At 72.5% G+C, this 15,551-nt stretch carries 14 protein-coding genes and 1 riboswitch; of the genes, 7 read left to right on the top strand and 7 right to left on the bottom strand.

What is annotated here, in order from left to right; translation table 11 throughout:
- The first annotated feature begins 373 nt into the window (after positions 1-373).
- Together ACFYPS_RS02510 and ACFYPS_RS02505 are read left to right on the top strand one after the other, a co-directional pair.
- Complete coding sequence (locus ACFYPS_RS02510; protein WP_354962232.1) at positions 374-1,330, top strand: sugar phosphate isomerase/epimerase; 957 nt, start codon at positions 374-376, stop codon at positions 1,328-1,330.
- 23 nt (positions 1,331-1,353) lie between these two features.
- The gene (locus ACFYPS_RS02505) at positions 1,354-3,456 is read left to right on the top strand and encodes a PQQ-dependent sugar dehydrogenase (RefSeq protein WP_354962233.1); all 2,103 of its coding nucleotides are present in this window, start codon (positions 1,354-1,356) and stop codon (positions 3,454-3,456) included.
- A 46-nt stretch (positions 3,457-3,502) separates the two neighbouring features.
- Here ACFYPS_RS02505 and ACFYPS_RS02500 read toward each other — a convergent pair whose 3' ends face one another.
- The 4 genes from ACFYPS_RS02500 to pdhA all read right to left on the bottom strand — a co-directional run bounded on the left by ACFYPS_RS02500 (position 3,503) and on the right by pdhA (position 8,868).
- Positions 3,503-5,179 (bottom strand): right-handed parallel beta-helix repeat-containing protein, encoded by a 1,677-nt coding sequence (locus ACFYPS_RS02500; protein WP_354962234.1) that lies wholly within the window; start codon positions 5,177-5,179, stop codon positions 3,503-3,505.
- Positions 5,180-5,306: 127 nt separating this feature from the next.
- Positions 5,307-6,692, bottom strand: coding sequence for a dihydrolipoamide acetyltransferase family protein (locus ACFYPS_RS02495; protein WP_387322347.1), 1,386 nt, complete (start codon positions 6,690-6,692; stop codon positions 5,307-5,309).
- Positions 6,689-7,705 (bottom strand): alpha-ketoacid dehydrogenase subunit beta, encoded by a 1,017-nt coding sequence (locus ACFYPS_RS02490; RefSeq protein ID WP_354962577.1) that lies wholly within the window; start codon positions 7,703-7,705, stop codon positions 6,689-6,691. Before ACFYPS_RS02490 ends, ACFYPS_RS02495 begins: the two co-directional genes overlap by 4 nt.
- Positions 7,702-8,868: a pyruvate dehydrogenase (acetyl-transferring) E1 component subunit alpha gene (gene pdhA, locus ACFYPS_RS02485; RefSeq protein WP_354962236.1), complete on the bottom strand. Its 1,167-nt coding sequence runs from the start codon at positions 8,866-8,868 to the stop codon at positions 7,702-7,704. Before pdhA ends, ACFYPS_RS02490 begins: the two co-directional genes overlap by 4 nt.
- Positions 8,869-9,046: 178 nt before the next feature.
- Between pdhA and ACFYPS_RS02480 the strand changes: the two genes are divergently transcribed.
- Positions 9,047-9,481 (top strand): Lrp/AsnC family transcriptional regulator, encoded by a 435-nt coding sequence (locus ACFYPS_RS02480; RefSeq protein ID WP_387322814.1) that lies wholly within the window; start codon positions 9,047-9,049, stop codon positions 9,479-9,481.
- Positions 9,482-9,515: 34 nt separating this feature from the next.
- On the opposite strand, the gene ACFYPS_RS02475 is transcribed toward ACFYPS_RS02480, so the two are convergent.
- The 3 genes from ACFYPS_RS02475 to ACFYPS_RS02465 all read right to left on the bottom strand — a co-directional run bounded on the left by ACFYPS_RS02475 (position 9,516) and on the right by ACFYPS_RS02465 (position 11,371).
- Entirely contained in the window at positions 9,516-10,505 is a 990-nt protein-coding gene (locus ACFYPS_RS02475) for a DNA polymerase domain-containing protein (protein WP_387322345.1), read from the bottom strand.
- A 96-nt stretch (positions 10,506-10,601) separates the two neighbouring features.
- The gene (locus ACFYPS_RS02470; protein ID WP_354962239.1) at positions 10,602-10,928 is read right to left on the bottom strand and encodes a hypothetical protein; all 327 of its coding nucleotides are present in this window, start codon (positions 10,926-10,928) and stop codon (positions 10,602-10,604) included.
- A 212-nt stretch (positions 10,929-11,140) separates the two neighbouring features.
- The gene (locus ACFYPS_RS02465) at positions 11,141-11,371 is read right to left on the bottom strand and encodes a hypothetical protein (RefSeq protein WP_354962578.1); all 231 of its coding nucleotides are present in this window, start codon (positions 11,369-11,371) and stop codon (positions 11,141-11,143) included.
- Positions 11,372-11,506: 135 nt separating this feature from the next.
- Here ACFYPS_RS02465 and ACFYPS_RS02460 point away from each other — a divergent pair, with 135 nt between their 5' ends.
- The 4 genes from ACFYPS_RS02460 to ACFYPS_RS02445 all read left to right on the top strand — a co-directional run bounded on the left by ACFYPS_RS02460 (position 11,507) and on the right by ACFYPS_RS02445 (position 15,369).
- Entirely contained in the window at positions 11,507-12,238 is a 732-nt protein-coding gene (locus tag ACFYPS_RS02460) for a histidine phosphatase family protein (RefSeq protein ID WP_354962240.1), read from the top strand.
- Positions 12,222-13,091, top strand: a complete 870-nt coding sequence (locus ACFYPS_RS02455) for an NAD(P)H-hydrate dehydratase (RefSeq protein WP_354962241.1) — start codon at positions 12,222-12,224, stop codon at positions 13,089-13,091. Before ACFYPS_RS02460 ends, ACFYPS_RS02455 begins: the two co-directional genes overlap by 17 nt.
- 145 nt (positions 13,092-13,236) lie before the next feature.
- The gene (locus ACFYPS_RS02450; RefSeq protein WP_387322342.1) at positions 13,237-14,709 is read left to right on the top strand and encodes a S8 family serine peptidase; all 1,473 of its coding nucleotides are present in this window, start codon (positions 13,237-13,239) and stop codon (positions 14,707-14,709) included.
- A gap of 174 nt (positions 14,710-14,883) precedes the next feature.
- The gene (locus ACFYPS_RS02445) at positions 14,884-15,369 is read left to right on the top strand and encodes a hemerythrin domain-containing protein (RefSeq protein ID WP_387322812.1); all 486 of its coding nucleotides are present in this window, start codon (positions 14,884-14,886) and stop codon (positions 15,367-15,369) included.
- A gap of 75 nt (positions 15,370-15,444) precedes the next feature.
- Positions 15,445-15,534, top strand: a riboswitch (ZMP/ZTP riboswitch).
- Positions 15,535-15,551 lie beyond the last annotated feature (17 nt).

The raw sequence follows: 15,551 nt of genomic DNA, 5'->3' as shown, positions 1-15,551 counted from the left end.
GATCCGGCCGTACGGCACCCGACTGCGCCGGGGTGGCGTCGGCGCAGGGAGGACGAGGTCAGGGCAGGTGACGCATCACGAGGATGGACTTTTGTCGCCTGGAGCGAAACTTCTGCTGATCGAGACGAAGCTTTGCCTTCGTCCGGAGGCAAGGGTAAGGTCGCGAATCAGATAGAAGGTTGCCCATTCGTCGATCGCCTCGCCGCCACCCGCCGGGTCGCCGTGTTCTGCTCCCGACAGGTCCGGGCCGCACCCGCGCGCCGTCCGTCATCGTCCCGCCGGATCCCCGATCCGGCCGGTTCGGCGCGCCCGGAGGCGGCAGCCGGTCGACCTCCGCCGACGGCGTGCCAGCCGTCAGGAAGGGACCACCACCATGGATCAACAGACCAACGGACCGGAGTCGGCACCGGCCTCCGAGCCGGTCAGCCGGCGGGGCCTGCTCCGCGCCGCGACCGTCTCCGCCGCCGCCCTCGGCACCGCCGGCCTGCTCGCCGGCCCGGCCGCCGCCACGCCGGCCGGACATACCCACGGTCGGCGCCGGGTGCCGGTGGACCGGATCAGCATCCAGCTCTACACGGTGCGCGACCAACTCGCCGCCGACCTGCCCGGCACCCTGACCGCACTGCGGCGGATCGGCTACCGGCGAGTGGAGCACGCCGGCTTCGTCGGGCGTACCGCGGCGCAGTTCCGGGCCGCGCTGGACGAGGCGGGGCTGCGGTCCACCTCCGGGCACACCGGCATCCCGCAGCCGTTCGACGCCGCCACCTGGGAACGCGCCCTCGCGGACGCGAACATCCTGGGCTGCAAGAAGATCGTCCACCCGTACTTCGGTCGCGACCCAGAGGGGCGCCCGATCCGGGACCCCGCCGTCTACCGTGCCCTCGCCCGGGATCTGAACCAGGCCGGCCGGCTCGCCGAGCGCGCCGGGCTGGACTTCGGCTACCACAACCACCAACTGGAGTTCGTGCCGCTGACCGACGGGTCGACCGGCTTCGACATCCTCACCCGGCAGACGGACCCGCGACTGGTCCACTTCGAACTCGACCTCTACTGGACCTGGCGGGGCGCACACGACCCGGTCGACGTGATCCGGGCCAACCGCGGCCGGATCCGCCAGGTGCACGTCAAGGACCTCGACGTCGAGGGTGGCTTCGCCGACCTCGGCGACGGCGTCATCGACTTCGGACGGATCTTCGCCCACGAACGGGAGGCGGGCATCGAGGAGTACATCGTGGAACGCGACGACGCGGGCACCCCGCCGCGCGCGCCCGCCGACGCCCTGGACACCGCCCGGGTCGGCTTCGACTATCTCGCCTCACTCCGGTACTGACGACCACCTCGGGGGACGACCTGATGAACAGGACCGCATTCGTGTCCGCCCTGCTGCTGGTGACGGCCGGCCTGGCCGCGCCACCGGCGGCCGCCGCGCCCGCGCCGGCCGCGGCGCCACCGGACAGCAGCTTCCAGAAGGTGACACTGAACGACTTCCCGGGCGAGCCGATGAGCCTCGCCGTCCTGCCCGACCTGCGGGTGCTGCACACCTCCCGCACCGGCGAGGTCCGCATCCACGACCCGCGCACCGGGCTGAACACCCTCGCCGCCGACATCCCGGTGTACGAGCACGATGAGGAGGGGCTGCAGGGGGTCGCCATCGACCCGAACTTCGCCCAGAACAAATGGGTCTACCTCTACTACTCGCCGCCGCTGAACACCCCGGTGGACGACCCGGCCACCCCCGACGTCAACGAGGGGGACGCGCCGCTGGTCGGCACCGAGGCGGACTGGCAGCGGTTCCGGGGGGCACTGCGGCTGTCCCGGTTCAAGCTGGACGGGATGAAGCTGAACCTCGGCACCGAGCAGCAGATCATCGACGTGCCCACCGACCGGGGCATCTGCTGCCACGTCGGCGGTCAGATCGACTTCGACAGCAAGGGCAACCTGTACCTGTCGACCGGTGACGACACGAACCCGTTCTTCTCCGACGGTTACATCCCGATCGACGAGCGGGCCGACCGGAACCCGGCGTTCGACGCCCAGCGCACCTCGGCCAACACGAACGACCTGCGCGGCAAGCTGCTGCGCATCCGGGTGCAACCCGGCGGCGGCTACAAGGTGCCGGCCGGCAACCTGTTCAAGCCGGGTACGGCACAGACCCGCCCGGAGATCTACGCGATGGGGCTGCGCAACGCGTTCCGGTTCGCCGTCGACCGGCGCACCGATGACGTCTACCTGGGCGACTACTCCCCGGACGCGTCCTCGTCCAACCCGGGGCGCGGGCCCGCCGGACACGGCCGGTGGATGCTCATCGACAAGCCGGCGAACTACGGCTGGCCGTACTGCGTGACACCGGACATCGCGTACCGCGACTACGACTTCGCCACCGGCGAGTCCGGTTCGACGTTCAACTGCAAGCGCCCGGTCAACGACTCACCCCACAACACCGGGAAGCGGCAGCTGCCGCCGGTCGAGCAGCCACAGGTCTGGTACCCGTCCGCCGCCGCCGGGGAGTTCCCGCAGCTGGGCACCGGCGGCATCGGCCCGATGGGCGGCCCGGCGTACGACTACGACGGAACCAGCACCTCGCGGACCCGGTGGCCGGCCTACTACGACGGTGTGCCGCTGTTCTACGAGTGGACCCGGGACTACATCAAGGAGTTCCGCCTCGACTCCGACGGCGACGTGAAGGACATCCGGCCGGTGGTGCCGTCGCTGGTGGTGGACAACCCGATGGACATGGAGTTCGGCCCGGACGGCGCGCTCTACGTGCTGGAGTACGGCGACGGCTACTTCGCCGAGAACCCGGACGCCCAGCTGTCCCGGATCGACTTCGTCCGGGGCAACCGGACGCCGATCCCGAAGATCAGCGCGGACCCGACCGCCGGTCAGGCGCCGCTGACCGTGACCTTCTCCAGCGCGGGCACCACCGACCCGGACGGTGACGCGCTGCGTTACGCGTGGGACTTCAACGCGGACGGCTCGGTGGACAGCACCGAGGCGAATCCGGCCTGGACCTTCCAGGAGAACGGCGCGTACACCCCCACGCTGAAGGTCACCGACCGCACCGGACGCTCCGCCGCGGCGACCCTGCCGCTGCTGGTCGGGCCGCGCGCGCCGATCGTCGAGTTCGTCGCCCCGGTGGCCGGGCAACCCTTCCAGTTCGGGCAAACGGTCGCGTACCAGGTGAAGGTCACCGATGACCTGCCGGTGGACTGCTCCCGGGTGAAGGTCACCTACGTCCTCGGCCATGACGAGCACGGGCACCCGCTCTCCTCGGCGACGGGGTGCTCCGGCACCATCGCCACCTTCGTCGACGGTGGGCACGGCGGTGCTGACAACCTCACCGCAGTCTTCGTGGCGGAGTACACCGACGCGCCGACCGAGCCGGGCGTACCGCCGCAGACCGGCACGGCGACGGTCGTGCTGGATCCCGACCCGGTGGCCGGTCTGGCCGGCTGACCGGTCCTGACGACGGCGGCGGCCGGTGCACTCCGGCCGCCGCCGCTCAGCCCCAGTCGCTGTCGTCGTGGTTGTCGCGCCAGCGGCCGCCCACCGGCGGGGTGTCCAGCCGCAGCCCCTCGTCGGCGTTGCCGCCGAGGTCGTTCCCCTCGACCCGGCAGTCGACGCAGCTGCCCCGCTCGGTGATCCACAACCCGTTGGTCTGGGTCCGGCTCTCACGGTTGTCCCAGATCCGGTTGCCCCGGATCGTCGCCGAGTCGCACGCCGCGTCGATGGTGATGCCGGCCCGCCGCGCGGGCGCCGGGGACAGCTCGTACCGGCAGCCCGGCGGCGGGATGTCCCCGCTCCATGCGCTCAAGGCGTCGGGGCGGACCGGGGCGAGGGTGAGCTCGTCGCCGGTGTTCGAGGCGACCAGCGCCACGGATCGTCCGACCCGCAGCACCTTGCCCCGGTGCCCGTCGTGCGGCCAGTCGGCCGCCCGGTCCACCAGGGACCGCTCGCTGTAGCGGACCGTCTCGCCAGCACCGCCGGCCGCCTGCGCGAACTGCCGGCCGTTGTTGCGGATCCGGTTGTTGAGCAGTACCGCGTCGACCATCGGATGGTCGACCCGGACCGCGTCCAGTCCATTGCCCCAGAACTCGTTGCTCTCGATCACCACGTCCCGTGCCGGGCCCTGGTAACCGCGCCCGAGGTCGTGCCCGTGGTAGCCGTTCCGGCCGTTGTCGCTGATCCGGTTGCCCCGGATGGTGTAGGGGCCAGAGGTGTTGCCGATGCTGATCCCGTCGCCGATGTTGCCGTCGATGACGCAGTCGGTGAGCAGCCCACCCCGACCGGCCACGCCCGCGGTGCCCTCGGCCGAGACGTCGAAGCCGGCCTCCAGGTTGTCGGCCATCGTGCACGCGGAGACGATCAGCCCGTCCGCGCCCCAGTCGGAGATGCCGAACCGGTTGCCCTGACTGTGGCAGCCGATGATGCGGTACCCCCGGGGCGGGGACCAGTAGTCCTTCTGGAGTTCCAGGAAGATCCCGTTGGTGCCGTTGGCCAGGGTGGTGGAGTTGACGATGGTCAGCCGTTCCACCGCGCCCCAGCCGCCGATGCCCACGCCGATTCCCGCGCCGCCGATCTGCTCGCCGTTGTCCAGCCGGCCACAGCCGACCACCACCACACCGTCGATCAGGCTGTCCTGCAGGAAGTCGCACCCCAGCCCGGTGGCCGCGGTGTGGTGGATGTAGAGGTTGCGGAAGACACCGCGCACCACGTACTGGAGGCCGAGGCCCTTGGCCAGGTAGTTGTACTCGGCCATCGCCACCCCGGAGCCGTCGATCTCGAAGTCGGCGAAGGTGCAGTCGGCGATGTGCCGGTCCCGGCCCGCGCCGTGCTGCAGGACGGTCCAGTACGCCAACGGGGTCGGGTCGACCCGGTTGCACTCGTTGCTGAGCAGGAACCGGGTCGCCGCCGGCCCGGCCCCGACCAGCGAGACGCCGCTGCGCCACACCGTGCCGGCGTCCCGGATCGAGTAGATGCCCGGTGGGCAGTAGATGACGCGGGCCCGCCCGTCCGCCGCGTAGCCGTCGCCGAGCCGGTCCACGAGGGCAGCCAGCGCCGGCTGGTCGTTGGTTCGGCCGTCGCCGCACAGCCCGTACTCCCGCGCGTCGCAGTGCAGCGGCGCGCCGGCCGAGGCGGGCCGTCGCTCCCGGAACGCGTTGGGTACCTGGTACGCCACGAACCGGCTCCCTTCGACGCGGCGGTGCACTCCGCGGGGCCGACTTCCCGGTGACACGTTGGGGAAACCCCGGGCGTGCGCCGGCCCCGGCGCCGCACGGGCAGCGCCGGGGCCGGGGTACGCCGGGTCAGACGGCGGCGATCAGCAGCGCCGGCCGCTCCACGCAGTCGGCGACGTGCCGCAGGAAGCCACCGGCCACCCCACCGTCGCAGACCCGGTGGTCGAAGGTGAGGCTGAGCTGGGTCACCTTGCGCACGGCGAGCTGCCCGTCCACCACCCACGGCTTGTCCACGATCCGCCCCACGCCGAGCAGTGCCGCCTCGGGATGGTTGATGATCGGCGTGGAGCCGTCCACGCCGAACACCCCGTAGTTGTTCAGGGTGAAGGTGCCACCGGTCAGCCGGGCCGGCGCAAGGGTGCCCGCCCGCGCCGCCGCGGTGGTGGCCGCGAGTTCCGCGGCCAGCTCGGCGGTGGTGAGCCGCTGGGCGTCGCGCAGCACCGGCACCAGAAGGCCCCGGTCGGTCTGCGCGGCGATGCCCAGGTGCACCCCGGCGGACTGGACGATCCGCTGGGCCTCGGTGTCGACCCGGGCGTTGAGCTGCGGGAACCTGCGCAGCCCGGAGAGGCAGATCCGGGCCAGCAGGGCCAGGATGCTCACCGGCGCGTCCGGCGTCGCCGCGTTGATCGCGGCCCGGGTCTCCAGCAGCCCGGTGGCGTCCACGTCGACCCAGATGGTCACCTCGGGGATCTCCCGCCGGCTGCGGGAGAGCTTGTCGGCGATCGCCTTGCGGACGCCGGTGAGCGGGACGATCACATCGCCGTCGCCGCCCGGGATCACCGTCGCGTGCGCGTCCGGCACGGCCGCCAGCCGGGGGGCGGGCGCGGCCAGCGCCGCCTCCACGTCCGCGCGACGGATCACCCCGCCGGGCCCGGTGCCCCGCACCGTGCCCAGGTCGATCCCGCGCTCGCGGGCCAGCCGCCGGACGATCGGTGAGATGACCAGGGCGGCCGGAGCGGTCGTGCCGGCCGGGGCGCCGCCGGAGGACGCCTCGGTGCGGCCCGCCGGGCTGCCCGCGGCGGCCGGACCGGAGACATCGCCGGACGCGACGTCGGTGGGCTCGGGGGCCAGCGCCAGCCGGGGTCGGCGTCGGCGTCGGGTCGTCCCGCCGTGCCCGGTGCCGTACCCGATCAGCACGTTGCCGGAACCCGCGCGCTCCTCCTCGCGGTAGGTGGCGTGCCCGGCCGGCTCGGCACCGCCGTCCAGGGGCGCGATAGTGATCAACGGCTGGCCGACCGGACGGACCTCACCCGCCGCGCCGTGCAGGGTGACCACCCGCCCGGCGTACGGGCAGGGCACGTCGACGACCGCCTTGGCGGTCTCCACCTCGACCACGCTCTGGTCGACCGTGACCACGTCGCCGACCGCGACCCGCCACTCGACGATCTCCGCCTCGCTCAGCCCCTCGCCCAGGTCGGGCAGGAGGAAGACCTGCGTCCGCTCGACCGTGGTCATGCCGCGCTGCCCTGCATCGACCAGCGCGGGTCCGGCTGGTCGTCCCACTGCAACCGGGCCACCGCGTCGAGCACCCGGTCCACCCCGGGCAGGTGGGTGTGCTCCAGCATCGGCGCCGGGTACGGGATGTCCAGCCCGGCCACCCGCAGCACCGGGGCGTGCAGCGCGTGGAAGCAGCGCTCCTGCACCCGGGCGGCGATCTCCGCGCCGACGCCGGCGAACCCGGGCGCCTCCTGGATCACCACGCACCGGCCGGTGCGCCGGACGGAGGCGGTGATCGTGGCGTCGTCGAACGGCACGATGGTGCGCACGTCCACCACCTCCAGGTCCCAGCCCTCCTCGCGGGCGGCGTCGGCGGCCTCCAGCGCGACCGGCACCGCCGGCCCGTACGCCACCAGGGTGGCGTCGCGCCCGGGCCGGCGCACGACCGCCCGGCCGAACGGTTCGGTACGCGCCGGCAGCTCCGCGTCGGCGCTGGCGAAGTAGAGCTTCTTGGGCTCCATGAAGACCACCGGGTCCGGGTCCTCGATCGCCTCCCGCAACAGGGAGTACGCGTCCTGCACGGTCGCCGGGGTGACGACCTTCAGACCCGGGGTGTGCGCGTAGTACGCCTCGGACGAGTCGCAGTGGTGCTCCACCCCGCCGATCCCGCCGGCGTACGGCACCCGGATGACGATCGGCACGCTCAGCGCGCCCCTGGTGCGGTTGCGCAGCTTCGCCACGTGCGAGGCGATCTGCTCGAAGGCCGGGTACGCGAACGCGTCGAACTGCATCTCGACCACCGGCCGCAACCCGGACATGGCCAGGCCGACGGCGAAGCCGACGATGCCGGCCTCGGCGAGGGGGGTGTCGAAGCAGCGCTTCTCGCCGAACCGGGCCTGCAGGCCGTCGGTGATCCGGAAGACGCCGCCGAGCTGGCCGACGTCCTCACCGAAGACGACCACCCGCTCGTCGGCGGCGAGGGCGTCGGCGAGCGCGGTGTTGAGGGCCTTCGCCATGGTGGTGGCCATCAGGCGTCACCCTCCTCGTCGTGCGCGGCGGCCAGCTCGGCGCGGACCTGCTCGCGCTGCTCCAGCAGCTGCGGGGTGGGCTCGGCGTAGACGTGGTCGAAGAGGCTCAGCGGGTCGACCGCGGGCTGCTCGTTCATCCGGGTCCGCAGGTCCGCCGCGTACGCCTCGGCCTGCTCGGCGATCTCGGCGACCGCCGCGTCGTCGAGCACCCCGCGCGAGCGCAGGTAGGTCTCCAGCCGGGTGACCGGGTCCCGGTCCCGCCAGGCGTCGACCTCGGCGCCGTCACGGTAGCGGGTCGCGTCGTCGGCGTTGGTGTGCGGCTCCATCCGGTAGGTGTGCGCCTCCACCAGGAACGGCCCCTTGCCGGCGCGGGCGTGCTCCACCGCGCGGGTGAGCACGGCGAGCACCGCGACCGGGTCGTTGCCGTCGACCTGCTCGCTGGGCACGCCGTAACCGACGCCCTTGTAGGCCAGCGACGGCGCCGCGGTCTGCCGGGACAGCGGGACGCTGATCGCGTACCGGTTGTTCTGGACGAAGTAGACCACCGGCGCCTTGAACACGGCGGCGAAGTTGATCCCCTCGTGGAAGTCACCCTCGCTGGTCGCGCCGTCGCCGATGAAGGCCAGCGCCACCGTGTCGCGCCCCTGGTACACCTCGCCGTGCGCCAGCCCGGCAGCGTGCACGCACTGGGTGGCGAGTGGCGTGCACTGCGGTGCGGTCCGCATCGCGGCCGGGTCGTAGCCGCAGTGCCAGTCGCCGCGCAGCAGGGTGAGCACCTCGACCGGGTCGATGCCCCGGGCGACCAGTGCCATCGACTCGCGGTAGGTGGGGAACACCCAGTCGGTGTGCCGGACCGCGAGCACCGCGGCGACCTGGCACGCCTCCTGTCCCCGGGAGGACGGGTAGACGGCGAGCCGGCCCTGCTTGGTCAGCGCCGTCGCCTGGGTGTCGAACCGGCGGCCGAGCACCATCCGGCGGTACAGCTCACGCAGCGCCTCGACGGGCGGCTCCGGGTAGTCGGTGCGGGCGGGCAGCGGGGTGCCGCTCGGGTCGAGCAGGCGGACGGGCTCGGCGTCGGGCAGCAGCGGGCGCGCCGGGTCGGGCGGGGTGGCCGCCCGACGGGTGCGCGGGGATGCCCTGCGGACCGCCTGGGGAGTGGTCGTCACGGCGGAACCTCCTGGGACGTGTGGTGGGCCTATGCTTCCGCCTGTCGGATGATTGACTCAAGATCCAGGTGGAAGGCGGGACGGTTGGCATGCAAAGGGCGCATCAGTGAGCCAGGAAGCCACCGACGGGGCGGGCCGGGCGACCGGATCGGGACGATCGGCCCGACCCCTGGACGAGGTGGACCGGCGGATCCTCGACGAGCTGGTCCGTGACGGGCGGACCTCGGTGCGCACCCTCGCCGAGCGAATCCACATCTCCCGCACCAACGCGTACGCCCGGGTGGAGCGACTGCTCCGCGACGGAGTGATCACCGGTTTCCGGGCCCAGGTGGCGCCCGTGGCGGCCGGCCTGGGCACCTCGGCGTACATCGCGCTGACGATCGAGCAGAACACCTGGCGGGAGGTTTCCGCGGAGCTGGCCCAGGTGCGCTACATCGAGCACGCCGCGCTGCTCGGCGGCGACCACGACGTGCTCGCGCTGGTCCGCGCACCGGACAACGCCGCGCTGCGGGACGTCGTGCTGGGCCGGGTGCAGAGCATCCCGGGGGTGCTGTCCACCCGCACCTGGCTGGTCTTCGAGGAGTTCGACGGGGCGGGCAGCCCCTGGGCGTGAGGTGCAAGGAAGGGTCCCCTATTAACGCCTGGCGTTAATAGGGGACCCTTCCTTGCCGCTCCGGCGGGGCCTCCAGCCCCTCCCGGTCGGCCAGCTCCAGCAGCGGCTCCAGCGAGTGCCGGTCGCCGTCCAGGCCGGCGTGTGGGTCACCCCGCTCCGCGAACCGGGCCGGCACGGAAAGCACGTCGAAGTCCTCCGGGCGGGCGTCGTCCAGCTCCGCCCAGTCCAGCGGCGCCGACACCAGAGCCTGCGGCGTGGGCCGGATCGAGTACGCCGACGTCACGGTGTGGTCCCGGGCCATCTGGTTGTAGTCGACGAAGACCGGCTTGTCCCGCTGCTCGCGCCACCAGGTGGTGGTGACCAGCTCCGGCAGGCGACGCTGCATCTCCCGGCCCAGCGCGAGCACCGCCCGCCGGCACTCGCCGAAGCTCCACCGCGGCTCGATCGACAGGTAGACGTGCAGCCCCCGGCCTCCGGTGGTCTTCGGGTAACCGGTCATGCCCAGCTCGGCGAGGAACGCCCGCACCTCGTGGGCCACCGGCACGACCTGCGCGAACTCGACGCCGGGCATCGGGTCGAGGTCGATGCGCAGCTGGTCGGGGCGCTCCACGTCGGCGGCGGTCACCGGCCACGGATGAAAGCGCAGCGTCCCCAGGTTGGCCGCCCAGATCACCACGGCCAGCTCGCTCGGCGCGACCTCGTCGGCGGTACGGCCACTGGGGAAGGTGATGTGCGCGGTGCGCACCCACTCGGGCGCGCCCGCCGGCAGCCGCTTCTGATAGAACGCGTCACCCCGGTTGGTCTGCCGGGTGGCGATTGTTGCGCCCTCGAAGACGCCGCGCGGCCAGCGTTCCAGCATGGTCGGCCGGTCCCGCAGCGCGCGCAGGATGCCGTCACCCACCGCCAGGAAGTAGCGGACCACGTCCAGCTTGGTCAGCCCGCGCTCGGGGAAGTACGGCTTGTCGGGGCTGGAGACGCGGACCAGCCGCTCCCCCACCTGGATCTCCTCCGCTGCCGTGGCCACGCCCACGAGGGTACGACGCCGGCGGGCTCCTCGCGGTCATCGACCGGAGACGAGCAGGGCGCGACGCGGACCGATCTGCCCGGCCCGCGGGCCCGGTCAGGTGACCAGGAGGACGCCGACCAGGATCAGCGGCAACCCGACGAACAGGAAGATGCCGACGCCGGTGAGCACCCGCCCGCCCCCGGCCTCCTCGCGCTCCGGCGCGAGCCCGAAGGTGGCACGCGGGCCGAGCATGCCGATCCGGCTCAGCGTCAGGTCGCCGGTCACTCCGAACAGCGCGCCCACCACCATCAGCGCGATCCCCAGTCGGCCGGTGTAGTCACCCCCGTCGACCGCCACCCAGACCGCTGCGGCGGCCCCGACCAGAACAGCGGCGATCAGGAACAGCAGCAGCGCTTCGCGCAGACCCCGGACGACCGTCATCGTCGATTCCACCCCTCCGTCTCGGGGCGGCCCGGCCGTCCCGGACGGACATTGTGCCCCATCGACCTCCTGCGGCGCTGTCCCGAACCGGACCGGACCGCGCGGCATCGAGGGGATCGCCTGGACGTGGGTCGATGTGCCGTCGGGGGTCAGCGCGGCGGATGCCGGTCATCGACCGGCATCCGCCCGCACCCGGGCGACATTCGCCGCGGTCAGCGCTTCTCCTGCTGCATCCGGGACATCAGCATCTGCTTGCCCTGCTCACCCGCCTTGCGGCTGTTTTCCTGGATCAGGCGGAACCAGTTGGCCAGTTCACTGTCGCCATGCTGCTCGGCGTCGGCGATGTACGTGTCCATCCGGTACACGTTCTCCAGTGACATCTGCAACGCCCGGATCAAGTCGTAGTTCTTGTCCTTCACCGGGCTGATCTGCTCCTTGACCATCGTCGCCACGGCGCACCTCCCCTGTCGGCTCGCGTTGAAGCCCACGCTTACCCAACCGAGTGGCGTTCACGCCCGACCCCCGACCTGCGCCGGTGGCGCGGTTACCCGGCAGCCGGGCCGGGTAGGGGGTGCCGCATGGCCGAATTGGCAACCTTGTGGATCATCCGACATGGCGAGAGCACCGCGAACGTGGCGGCAAGCGAGGCCGAGTCCTCCGGTGCCGACCTGATCGGGCTCACCCACCGGGACGCCGACGTGCCGCTCTCCCCCACCGGCCAGGAGCAGGCCCGGGCCACCGGCCGCTGGCTGGCCGGGCTGCCCGCGGACCGGCGCCCGGACGTGGCGGTGGTCTCGCCGTACCTGCGCGCGGTCTCCACCGCCGAACTGGCACTGCACGGCACCGGGGTGCCGCTCAGCCGGGACGAGCGGCTGCGCGACCGGGAGCTGGGCATCCTCGACGGGCTGACCGGGCACGGGGTGCGCCGGCGGTTCCCGGACGAGGCCGACCGCCGCGCCCGGCTGGGCAAGTTCTACTACCGGCCGCCCGGCGGGGAATCCTGGACCGACGTGGCGCTGCGGCTGCGGACGCTCCTCGGCGACCTGCGCCGGGACCATGCCGACCAGCGGGTGCTGCTCTTCGGCCACGACGCACTGGTCTTCCTGCTGCGCTTCCTGGTGGAGGGGCTGACCGAGCCGGAACTGATGGCGCTGACCCGCGAACACGTGATCGCCAACTGCTCGATCACCCACTGGTCGGTCGACACCGACGGCCGGCTGGCGCTGGCCGGGTTCAACGAGGTGGGCCACCTACGCCGGCAGGGCGCCCGGCCGACCAGGGAGGACGAGGTCCATGCCGAGCCGGTCTGAGGTGAAGGTGATCACGCCGGGGCTGCTGCGGAACTGGGAGCTGCCGGTCCCGACCGGCGGCAAGGAGAGCCGGGGCACCGTGCTGGTGGTCGGCGGCTCCCGTTTCACCCCCGGGGCGGTGCTGCTCGCCGGGGTCGCCGCGTTGCGCGCCGGCGCGGGGGTTCTCCAGCTCACCGCCGCCGAGTCCACCGCTGCCACGCTGAGCGTCCAGGTGCCCGAGGCGCTGGTGATCGGGCTGCCGGAGACCCCGACCGGCGCGGTCGCCGCGGACCGGGACGGCCAGCTCGGCGAGTTGATCGGTCATGCCGACGTGGTGGCCCTCGGGCCGGGGCTGAAAGGGATCGACGAGACGCGCGAGCTGCTGCACCCGGTCCTGGACGCGGCGGGGCCGCGCACCCCGCTGGTGCTCGACGCGTACGCCCTGGGCGCACTCAGCCACGAGCCGGGCCTGCTGGTCGGCTCGGGGCGACCGGCGGTGCTGACCCCGAACGTCACCGAGGCCGGGCACCTGCTCGGCCGCGACCCGGGCGACGACCTGGACGCCGAGGCGGCCGAGCTGGCCGTCCGGTACGAGGCGGTCGTCTCGCTCTACGGCCACGTGGCCACCCCGGACGGGCGGCGCTGGCGCGAGGAGAGCGGCGACGCCGGGCTGGGCACCTCGGGCAGCGGGGACGTGCTCGCCGGGCTACTGGCCGGGCTACTCTCCCGGGGCGCCGAGCCGGCCCAGGCCGCCTGCTGGGCGTCGTTCGCGCACGCGGTGAGCGGCCAGCGGCTGATCCCCCGGTACGGCCGGATCGGCTTCCTGGCCCGGGAACTGCTCGACGAGATCCCCCGCACGCTGGCCACGGTCTGACACCTTTCGTCCCACCTGCCGGGGTGTGTGTAACGCCACACCGACCGTCCGCGCTCGACTACCAGAGACGGGCATCCCGCCCGCCCTCGGCCGGTCACTCCCCGCCCGGGAGCGCACCGGTTGGTCCCCGCTCCTGGGAGTCCGCGTGAAAAACCTCCGCAACAAGACACTGGCCGCCGCGTCCGCGGTGACGCTCGGGGTCGGTCTCGCCGTCACCGGCGCACTGGCGCCGGCCACGGCCGCCGGCCCGGACACGACGTTCCTGGTTCTCGCCCCGCAGGGCGCGGCGAACGACAGGGCCGCTGCCCGGGTGGCCGCCGCCAAGGGCACCGTGATGGCCAGCTACGAGCAGATCGGTGTGCTCGTCGCCCGCTCCAGCAACCCCGACTTCGCCACCGAGGTGGCGGGAGCCGGGGTCGAGTCGGTGGCCGCGACCACCGGGCTCGGCACCGCTCTCGACGAGGGCGAGACCGTGGAGGTCTCCGCCGCCGACCTCGCCAGCGCCACCGGTGACCCGACCGCCGAGCCCCTGTTCGGCCAGCAGTGGGACATGCCGATGATCGGCGTCCCGCAGGCCCACGCCGTCACCACCGGAAGCGCGGACGTAGTGGTGGGCGTGCTGGACAGCGGCATCTCCTCCAGTCACCCCGACCTGGCCAGCCAGATCGCCAAGGACAAGAGCACGTCCTGCCTTGGCGGCGTCGTCGACACCACCGAGGCGGCCTGGAACCCGACCACATCCGATCACGGCACCCACGTGGCGGGCACCATCGCCGCCGCCATCAACGGCGTCGGCGTCACCGGCGTCGCCCCAGGCGTCAAGGTGGCCGCCGTCAAGGTGGTCAACAACGACGGCTTCATCTACCCCGAGGCGGCGGTCTGCGGCTTCCTCTGGGCCGCCGAGCACGGCATGAAGGTCACGAACAACAGCTACTACATCGACCCGTGGGAGTTCAACTGCCGCAACGACGCGCGCCAGCGACCGGTGTGGCAGGCCGTGCAGCGTGCCATCCGCTATTCGCACAGCAAGGGCGTGCTCAACGTCGCGTCCGCGGGCAACTCCAACGTCGATCTGGCCCACAAGACGGTCGACGCGGGCAGCCCGAACAACGGGACGCCCGAGGTGCGCGACATCAACAGCGCCTGCCTCGACCTGCCGGCCGAGGCGCCGGGCGTGGTGACCGTCTCGGCGGTGGGCCCGACCGGGGAAAAGAGCTACTACTCCTCGTACGGCCAGGGTGTCGTGGACGTCACCGCTCCGGGTGGTGACACCCGGTTCCGCACCCAGGGTGCCCAGTCGACGCTGACCGACGGCATCCTGTCCACCACCTTCAACACGGCGACGCGGACCAACGGCTGGGGCTACAAGCAGGGCACCTCGATGTCCGGCCCGCACGTCGCCGGCGTCGCGGCGCTGGCGGCCTCGGCCCACCCGGACATGTCCCCGGGCCAGCTGGCGTCGTTCCTGGAGCGCACGGCTCGGGCGCAGAGCTGCCCCGCGGGTGTCTACAACCCGGTCCCGCTGCTGGGTGCCGTCTACGACGCGACCTGCTCCGGCGGGGCGCGGAACGGCTTCTACGGCGCGGGCATGGTGAGCGCGTACGGCGTGGTCCGCTGACCAACGGTACGACCAGTGTGGGGCCCGGCGCTTCGGCGCCGGGCCCCACCCGTTCAGGGTAACCCTGTTTCCGCAGTTCATCCCTCGGGTACGGGATCGACACCAGACGAGATCCAGGGAGGTCATGCCGGTGTCGACCGATGCCATCGTCCTGCTCAAAGAGGACCACAAGGAATCGTCCTGCTCAACGAGGACCACAAGGAGATGCGCCGCCTGTTCAAGGCCTTCCAGGATGCCGAGGAGGGGCCGGCGAGCCAGCGGCAGAAGCTGGTGGGCCAGATCCTGGAGGCTCTGACGGTGCACACCTACCTGGAGAACGAGGTGATGTACCCGGAGATCCGCCGGCTCCTGCCCGACCTGGAGGACGACATCCTCGAGTCGTACGAGGAGCACCACGTCGCCGACCTGCTCTGCTTCGAGCTGGCCAGCATGGACGCCGACGACGAGCGCTTCAACCCCAAGACGACGGTGCTGATCGAGAACGTGACGCACCACGTCGAGGAGGAGGAGCAGGAGTGGTTCCCCAAGGTGCGCGAGCAGCTCGGCCGTAAGCAGCTCCAGGAGATCGGCGAGAAGATGATCGCGCTGCGCGCGGACGCGCCGCGTTCGCCCGGCGAGCCGAAGGCGATCAAGAAGGCGATCGATGCCGTGACCGCTTGAGCGGTGCTCGACCAACCACCCCGGCGGTCGCGTCCGGAGGTCGGCCGGGCGGGCCCGGGCCGGCCCGGTAGGATCGGCGCGGGCCGTTACTGGCGCGTGGGGATGGAGAACCATCGGGGAGCGGCCCCGTCACGAGGACGTTTGCCGAGCGCCTGGGCCTTCCGCACGTCTGTAGGAGGTCG

It is taken from the genome of Micromonospora sp. NPDC005087 (assembly GCF_042872965.1).
Taxonomy (GTDB): domain Bacteria; phylum Actinomycetota; class Actinomycetes; order Mycobacteriales; family Micromonosporaceae; genus Micromonospora.
Note: the sequence above shows the minus strand (reverse complement) of the source record. Positions and strands in the feature narration are given on the sequence as shown.

What these genes read in the sequence shown, in the direction of transcription:
- ACFYPS_RS02510 (WP_354962232.1), top strand. Translation starts at nt 374, where the DNA reads ATGGATCAACAGACCAACGGACCGGAGTCGGCACCGGCCTCCGAGCCG.
- ACFYPS_RS02505 (WP_354962233.1), top strand. Translation starts at nt 1,354, where the DNA reads ATGAACAGGACCGCATTCGTGTCCGCCCTGCTGCTGGTGACGGCCGGC.
- ACFYPS_RS02495 (WP_387322347.1), bottom strand. Translation starts at nt 6,692, where the DNA reads ATGACCACGGTCGAGCGGACGCAGGTCTTCCTCCTGCCCGACCTGGGC.
- ACFYPS_RS02470 (WP_354962239.1), bottom strand. Translation starts at nt 10,928, where the DNA reads ATGACGGTCGTCCGGGGTCTGCGCGAAGCGCTGCTGCTGTTCCTGATC.
- ACFYPS_RS02465 (WP_354962578.1), bottom strand. Translation starts at nt 11,371, where the DNA reads ATGGTCAAGGAGCAGATCAGCCCGGTGAAGGACAAGAACTACGACTTG.
- ACFYPS_RS02460 (WP_354962240.1), top strand. Translation starts at nt 11,507, where the DNA reads ATGGCCGAATTGGCAACCTTGTGGATCATCCGACATGGCGAGAGCACC.
- ACFYPS_RS02455 (WP_354962241.1), top strand. Translation starts at nt 12,222, where the DNA reads ATGCCGAGCCGGTCTGAGGTGAAGGTGATCACGCCGGGGCTGCTGCGG.